7 protein-coding genes are annotated in these 7,148 nt (G+C 65.0%); 5 read left to right on the top strand and 2 right to left on the bottom strand.

Annotation, left to right across the window (positions count from 1 at the left end; all coding sequences use genetic code 11):
• On the bottom strand, window positions 1–1,319 hold a 1,319-nt coding region (locus AC1DSN_RS15950), incomplete at its 3' end, for an alpha-amylase family glycosyl hydrolase (protein WP_477331601.1).
• A gap of 165 nt (window positions 1,320–1,484) precedes the next feature.
• Between AC1DSN_RS15950 and AC1DSN_RS15945 the strand changes: the two genes are divergently transcribed.
• The 3 genes from AC1DSN_RS15945 to AC1DSN_RS15935 all read left to right on the top strand — a co-directional run bounded on the left by AC1DSN_RS15945 (window position 1,485) and on the right by AC1DSN_RS15935 (window position 4,570).
• Entirely contained in the window at window positions 1,485–3,140 is a 1,656-nt protein-coding gene (locus AC1DSN_RS15945) for an alpha-amylase family protein (protein WP_477294035.1), read from the top strand.
• A gap of 103 nt (window positions 3,141–3,243) precedes the next feature.
• Window positions 3,244–4,011 carry a helix-turn-helix domain-containing protein gene (locus AC1DSN_RS15940; RefSeq protein ID WP_477294037.1) on the top strand — a complete coding sequence of 256 codons (768 nt, stop codon included), beginning with the start codon at window positions 3,244–3,246 and terminating at the stop codon, window positions 4,009–4,011.
• 106 nt (window positions 4,012–4,117) lie between these two features.
• Window positions 4,118–4,570 carry a MarR family winged helix-turn-helix transcriptional regulator gene (locus AC1DSN_RS15935; RefSeq protein WP_477331599.1) on the top strand — a complete coding sequence of 151 codons (453 nt, stop codon included), beginning with the start codon at window positions 4,118–4,120 and terminating at the stop codon, window positions 4,568–4,570.
• Here the strand turns inward: AC1DSN_RS15935 and rhtC are convergent.
• Window positions 4,567–5,196, bottom strand: coding sequence for a threonine export protein RhtC (gene rhtC / locus AC1DSN_RS15930; protein ID WP_213949541.1), 630 nt, complete (start codon window positions 5,194–5,196; stop codon window positions 4,567–4,569). The two genes, AC1DSN_RS15935 and rhtC, sit on opposite strands and share 4 nt — an antisense overlap.
• 147 nt (window positions 5,197–5,343) lie before the next feature.
• On the opposite strand from rhtC, the gene AC1DSN_RS15925 reads away from it, so the two are divergent.
• Both AC1DSN_RS15925 and AC1DSN_RS15920 read left to right on the top strand, forming a co-directional pair.
• On the top strand, window positions 5,344–6,648 hold the full coding sequence (locus AC1DSN_RS15925) for a NupC/NupG family nucleoside CNT transporter (RefSeq protein WP_477294042.1): 1,305 nt from the start codon (window positions 5,344–5,346) through the stop codon (window positions 6,646–6,648).
• A gap of 3 nt (window positions 6,649–6,651) precedes the next feature.
• A partial coding sequence (locus AC1DSN_RS15920; protein WP_477331597.1) for a PfkB family carbohydrate kinase occupies window positions 6,652–7,148 on the top strand: 497 nt, incomplete at its 3' end.

Genomic DNA, 7,148 nt, shown 5'->3' with positions numbered 1-7,148 from the left:
GCTTTGTAGAGCGACAGCAGGGACGCATGATCCTCCGCCTCGCTGGCCACGTTGCAGGTCGCGACGTGGTCGCCCACGGGCAACCAGGGAATACCACGAGTAAACCCCGCGCCTTCACGGGGAAACCAGCGCATCGGCGTGCGTTGCGGATCGCGACCGAGGCCTTTGCCGGGCTCGTTGAGCTCAAAGGGGTCACGCACCTGGCCCGGCGTGATCACCCCGTCGTGCATGCCGATCTCGTCGCCGTAATACATCGTCGGCGTGCCCCGCAGGGTCAGCAGCAACACCGCGGCGACGCGGGCCTGCAGGTCACCTACGCGCGAGGCGACGCGCGGCTTGTCATGATTGCCAAGCACCCAGTTAGGCCAGCCGCCGACGGGCAACGCCGCTTCGTAGCGCTCGACCAGGCTGGCGATAGTTCGCGCCTCCCACGCCGTCCCAATCAGCAGGAAGTTGAACGGCAGGTTCGCGCCGTCCAGGTTCTCGCCGTAATAAGCGACGATCCGGTCCAGCGGCAGGTAGAGCTCGCCGATCAAGACCCGCTCGGGAAACTCGTCGATGACATCGCGCATGGCGGTCACGATGCCGAGCACCTCCGGCAGGTCGGCCGTGTAGACGGGAAGGAACCGGTTCGCCTCCGAATCGATGCCCTCGCGATACGCCGGGTTGAGCGGGTTGTCACGGAACTGCGCGTCCTTCATGACGTGGTAGAGCACGTCCACACGGAAGCCATCGACGCCACGGCGGAGCCAGAAGCGCATGGCGTCGTACATGGCTTCGCGGACGACCGGATTGCGCCAGTTGAGGTCGGGCTGCTTGTCGAGAAAGAGGTGCAGGTAGTACTGGCCCGTGGGCGGGTCGAAGGCCCAGGCGCTGCCACCAAAATTGGACAACCAGTTGTTCGGCGGACCGCCACCGGGCGCAGGATCGCGCCAGAGATACCAGTCGCGGAAGGCGCTGTCGCGCGAACGCCGGCTTTCGCGGAACCAGGGATGTTCGTCGGAGGTATGGTTCGGCACGAAGTCGAGGATGATCTTGAGGCCCAGGGCATGGGCATCGGCAATCAGGGCATCCATGCTTTCGATATCGCCGAAAAGCGGGTCGATGCCGCGATAATCGCTGACGTCGTAGCCGAAATCGGCCATCGGTGAGGGAAAGATCGGCGATATCCAAAGCGCACGGACGCCCAGGCCCGCCAGGTAACCGAGTTTGGCGCGGATGCCTTCGAGGTCGCCGATGCCGTCGCCGTTGGCGTCCGCGAAGGAGCGCGGGTAGATCTGGTAGATGACGCCGTCTTGCCACCAGAGGGGGTGTGTCATGCCCGTACCTTGTTGATCGATGTGAGGCGTCGCTGCGGGCCATCGCCGATGAATCGGCTCCTACATGGAGCCGTGGCCAACAGAATGTTGGGGGGAATGTGTAGGGAACGCCTTCACGCGACTCCTCGTAGGCTCTTGCTCCTACCTCGTGCACCGGCTGCCGTCATGATCAACGACCTCTGGTACAAGAACGCGATCATCTATTGCCTCTCCGTGGGAACCTTCCAGGATTCCAACGGCGACGGCATCGGCGACTTCCAGGGACTCGGGCGCCGGCTGGATTACCTTCAAGGCCTGGGCGTGACCGCCGTGTGGCTCATGCCGTTCCAGACCTCGCCCTGCAAGGACGGYGGGTACGACATCAGCGACTATTACAACGTCGACCCGCGCTACGGCACGTTGGGCGACTTCGTCGAGTTCACCCATGCGGCGCATCAGCGCGGCATGCGCGTGCTGATCGACCTTGTGGTGAACCATACCTCGGACCAGCACCCCTGGTTCCGCGAGGCCTGTCGCGATCCCGACTCGAAATATCGCGACTGGTACGTGTGGTCGAAGACGCGACCGGCCAACGCGAACACCGGCATGGTGTTTCCCGGCGTGCAGAAAAGCACCTGGAACTACGAGAAGAAAGCCAAGGCCTGGTACTTCCACCGCTTCTACGATTTCCAGCCTGACCTGGACACCTCGAACCCGTACGTGCAGGCAGAGATCCTCAAGATCATGGGGTTCTGGACACAGCTGGGCGTCTCCGGCTTCCGCATGGACGCCGTGCCCTTCGTCATCTCGACCAAGGGCGCGGACGTAACGAAGCCGAAGGAACAGTTCGACATGCTGCGCTCGTTCCGCGAGCTGCTGCAGTGGCGCCAGGGCGACGCGATCATCCTGGGCGAAGCGAACGTGCTGCCGAAAGACGATCTGGAATATTTCGGCGACGACGGCGACCGGCTCCAGATGATGTTCAACTTCCAGGTCAACCAGAACCTGTTCTATGCGCTGGCCGCCGGCGACGTCAGGCCGCTGGTCGGCGCACTGGAGAAGACCCGGCCCCGACCGTCCACGGCGCAGTGGGCCATGTTCCTTCGAAACCACGACGAACTCGATCTCGGCCGGCTGACGAAGCGCCAGCGCGATCGCGTGTTTGCCGAATTCGGGCCCGACAAGGACATGCAGCTCTACGATCGCGGCATTCGCCGGCGCCTTGCCCCCATGCTGCGCAACGACCGTCGGCGGCTGGAGCTCGCGTACAGCCTCATGCTGACCCTGCCCGGCACGCCGGTCATCCGCTATGGGGACGAAATCGGCATGGGCGACGACCTCTCCCTGCCCGAGCGTGAGTGCGCGCGTACGCCCATGCAATGGTCCACCGAGCGGCTCGCCGGCTTCACCGATGCGCAGCGCGCGGTGAGCAAGGTCATCGGCGACGGGCCGTTCGGCTTTCCTCACGTCAACGTGGCCGAGCAGCGACGCGACCCCGGCTCCCTGCTCAACTGGATGGAACGTGTCATCCGCATGCGCAAGGAGGTGCTCGAAGTGTCCTGGGGCGATTTCGACGTGCTCCCGCTCGATGACAACGCCATCCTGATGGTTCGCTATACCTGGCGCGGCAATGCCGTGCTGTTCTTGCACAACCTCTCCAACGCGCCGTGCGAGGCGGCATTCACCCTGTCCGAGCCCCTGGTCAATCTTTTGTCGGACGACCACAGCCAACCTGACGGCCGGGGAAAACACCGGATCCTGCTGGAACCGTATGGGTACCGCTGGTTCCGTGAAGGCGGACTGGGCTACGTGCTCCGGCGAAAAGAAGTCGACGGCGTGTGAGAACCAGGTGTTGCAGATGTGACATACCCCATTAGGGGGTGGCCGGCGATCCTTGCGTGCGCAATGCTTCGATCCACATCCGATTTCCCATGAGGATCGGCCCATGTATCGCGCCGAAGCAGCCTGTATCGCCACGACACCGCGTACGGCCACCGTCATCGTTGACCTGGCCCAGCGCTCCGCCGCGCTGGATCGCGGTGACGGACCGAGGGGAAGGCATAGCCTGCTGCACGAGTTGCGCCAGCGCGATGAAGTCATCGAGATCCTGCTCGAGGCCGTCGACGGTCTCGAGGACGAGCTGTTGCTCGTTTATCGCGCCAATCGCATGGCRGACGAAGGAACGGGGGCCATCCTTTTTCGGCGGCAACGCCCCGCCGGCACCGAGGCGACGCACCCGCCGGCCGTGCACACCCTGGCCCAGGTACTTTTCGACAGTCTTCGGGCCGAGGCGCCAAACGCGCCCCTGCTCGCCCACGTGGCACTGGCCCTGCGGGCCATCCTTCCCTGTACGCCCGGACGAGACGACCCCGGCGCGCCGCGCGGCGGTCTCGCGGGCTGGCAGGAGCGCCGGGCCATTGCCTATATGGAAGAGCGGCTCGACCAGTCGTTCCCGGTCTCCGATGTCGCCGAGGCCTGTGGCCTCTCCGTCAATCATTTCTCACGCGCCTTCCGCCGCAGCATCGGCAAGCCGCCGCACCGCTGGCTCCTCGACCGGCGCATCGAACGCGCGCAGGACATGCTGCGGATCAATCATCTCTCGCTGGCGGATATCGCGCTGGCCTGCGGCTTCGCCGAGCAGAGTCACTTCACTCGAGTATTCACCCGCACCGTCGGCATGCCGCCGGGCGCATGGCGTCGCTCTGCCGATTAAGACCTACAAATGCGGGTCGGAAACGCCAAACGATTGTGCTTTCAGTCAATCCATCATTCCATCGGCTACGTATCCTTTCACGTACGACAGCGGCATCGGCAGGAACATGAGCGGCGACGACGATAACAACAGCGGGGCGGCGCTCGACCTCGGCCGAGACCTCATGTTGGCGGGATCCCGCCTGCGCGATGCCGTTGGCCGTCGCGCCCAGCGCGAGTTCGGCATCACCGCGCTGCAGAGCGACATGCTCCTGCTGCTGGCCACGCGTGGCAGCATGATTTCCACCGAGCTGGCTTCCGCCTGCGGCGTCAACGCCAGCACGGTCACCCATGCGGTGGATGCGGGCATCGAGCGCGGACTGATGCGCCGCGTACGCAACGAAGCCGACCGCCGCCTCGTCGACATCGGCCTCACCGTGGCAGGTAAGCGCATGGCCGAGCGGGTCCGCGCCCTGGTGGCCGATCTCGCGCGCGGCGCGCTCGCAGGCCTGGGCACGCCGGACCTGGCCGTCCTCGCGGAAAGCCTGGCCCAGGTCACCCGGAMTCTCGAGAAAGATTAGGCCGCGCGGCGACCGAAGATCAGGTACAGGCCGAACAGCGAGAAGATCGCCCCGGCCCCACCGTCGATCCAGCGACTGGCCCGGACATAGCCCCGGCGCATGGCCGGCAGGGCGAAGATGCCGGCGACCACGGCGAACCACAGCATCGTTTCCACCGTGATCATGGCCCACAGGCCCCAGCGTGCGCCCGCCGTCATTTCATCGCCGACGAAGGCCGAGAAGATCGACGCAAAGTAGATGGCTGCCTTCGGGTTGGCCAGGTTGGTCGCCAGCCCGCGTACGAGTGCCTTCCAGGGACTGGAGCCGCGCACGTCCACCGTCGGCGCCACGGCGTCAGGCTTGGCCCGCCAGGCGGCCCGGAGCAGCTGAAACCCCATCCAGCACAGGTAAGCGCCGCCAAGGATGGCGATACCGCGCTCCAGCCACGCCAGCCTTTGCAGCAGCACATGCAGCCCGAGCAGGGCCAGGGCGGCCCAGGCGGCCACGCCAAGGGCGATGCCGACGACACCGGCCAGGGCCTCGCGTCTCGACCGGCTTGCCGCCAGCTGGGAAACGAAGAAGAAATCCGGCCCCGGCGTGATCAGGGCGACGATGTGGACGAGGGCGATGGTCAGGAAGAGGCTCATGCGCAAAGGGTAACCCAGACCGGTCTCAGTCCCAATTTCGCGGGCTACCTTGCCCCACAAGGCCACCTCCCGTAACCTCCCGTCTCTCAACGAGTTCACGAAAAGCGGTCACGGGGCTACCCCCGGCCTTCATAGGGGTAAGTCACGATGCTCGGTCTGTTGGGCCATGTAGGGTTTGGCCTGTTCGGTCTGGCGATGCTCATCGCCATCGCCTTCTGTTTTTCGAACAACAAGCGGGTTGTCGACTGGAAACTCGTCGCCACCGGTATCAGCCTGCAGATCGCCTTTGCGGCGGTCGTGCTCAAGGTGCCGCTGGGCCGCGACGTCTTCGACGCGATCGCCACCGGTTTCGTGCACCTGCTCGACTATGTCGACGTCGGTTCGCGCTTCATCTTCGGCAGCCTGCTGGACAGCTCCAAGTTCGGCGTGATCTTCGCCGTGAAGGTGCTGCCGACCATCGTGTTCTTCGCCGCCCTCACCGGCGTGCTGTACCACATCGGCGTGATGCAGCAGATCGTCAAGGGCATGGCCTGGGTCATCACCAAGGTGATGCGCGTCTCCGGTGCGGAGACCACCAGCGTCTGCGCCAGCGTGTTCATCGGCCAGACCGAAGCGCCGCTGACCATCAAGCCCTATATCGAGCGCATGACCCAGGCTGAGCTCATGACCGTCATGATCGGCGGCATGGCGCATATCGCCGGCTCGGTGATGGCCGCCTATGTGGCGATGCTCGGCGGCGACGATCCGGCGCAGCGCATGTTCTACGCGAAGCACCTGCTTACCGCGTCGGTCATGGCGGCCCCGGCCACCATGGTGCTGGCCAAGATCCTCGTGCCCGAAACGCAGGAGCCGCTCACCCGCGGCACCGTGAAGATCGAGGTCGAGAAGACCACCGCCAACATCATCGATGCCGCTGCCACGGGCGCGGGCGACGGCCTCAAGCTGGCCATGAATGTCGGCGCCATGCTGCTCGCCTTCATCGCCCTCATCGCCCTCGTCAACGGTCCGGTGCAGTGGCTCGGCACGCTCGGTGGCGACCACAGCCTCAATGCCTGGCTGTCCGCCGCTAACGGCCACGAGATCAAGCTCAGCCTCGAAACCATCTTCGGCTGGGTGCTCTCGCCGATCGCCTGGCTGATCGGCGTGCCCTGGCAGGATGCAACCCTCGTCGGCAGCTTCATCGGCGAGAAGGTCGTCATCAACGAGTTCGTCGCCTATGCCGACCTCGCCAAGCATCTCGACCAACTGCTGCCGCAGAGCCGCCTCATCGCGACGTATGCGCTGTGCGGCTTCGCCAACTTCTCGTCCATCGCGATCCAGATCGGCGGCATCGGTGGCCTCGCCCCAAATCGTCGTGGCGACCTCGCCCGCCTCGGCCTGCGCGCCGTGCTGGGTGGCTCCATCGCCACGTTCATGACGGCGACCATCGCCGGCGTGCTCGAGCAGTTCTGAGGAATGACCGCCGTACGTCTTATCGTCATCGGCGGGTACAGCGAAGAAGAGCGCTGGCAGACAGCGCAGCTTCCACGCAATGGTGAGCCCGCCTATGCCGATAACTTCGAGCGTCGGCCGGGCGGGAAGGCGTTTCATCAGGCCGTCGCCGCGTCGCATGCCGGCGTGGCTGTCGGGCTTATTGCCGCGATCGGCGATGACGTGATCGATCCGTCCGGCTTGCCGCCGTTGGTCGACGCGCGCTGGCAGATGACGCCAGGCGCGCGTACCGGGCGTACGGCTTTGATTGTCGACGCGAAGGGGCAGACGATTTCCGCGCTGTCCTCAGGTGCCAACGATCATCTTTCCGTGGACTTCGTTGCCACGCAGTCGGATCTTTTCGACTCGGCGAAGGTGCTGTTGATCTCCGCCGAAGCGAATATCGATACGGTGGCGGCCACGCTTGAGCTCGCTGGCTCGAAAAGGCTGTTGCGCATTCTCGATCCCGGCCCGCTTCCGCC

Source organism: Luteibacter sp. P4_D7_3, from assembly GCF_056401735.1.
The sequence above is the reverse complement of the archived record's forward strand: the minus strand, read 5'-3'. Positions and strand labels throughout refer to the sequence as shown.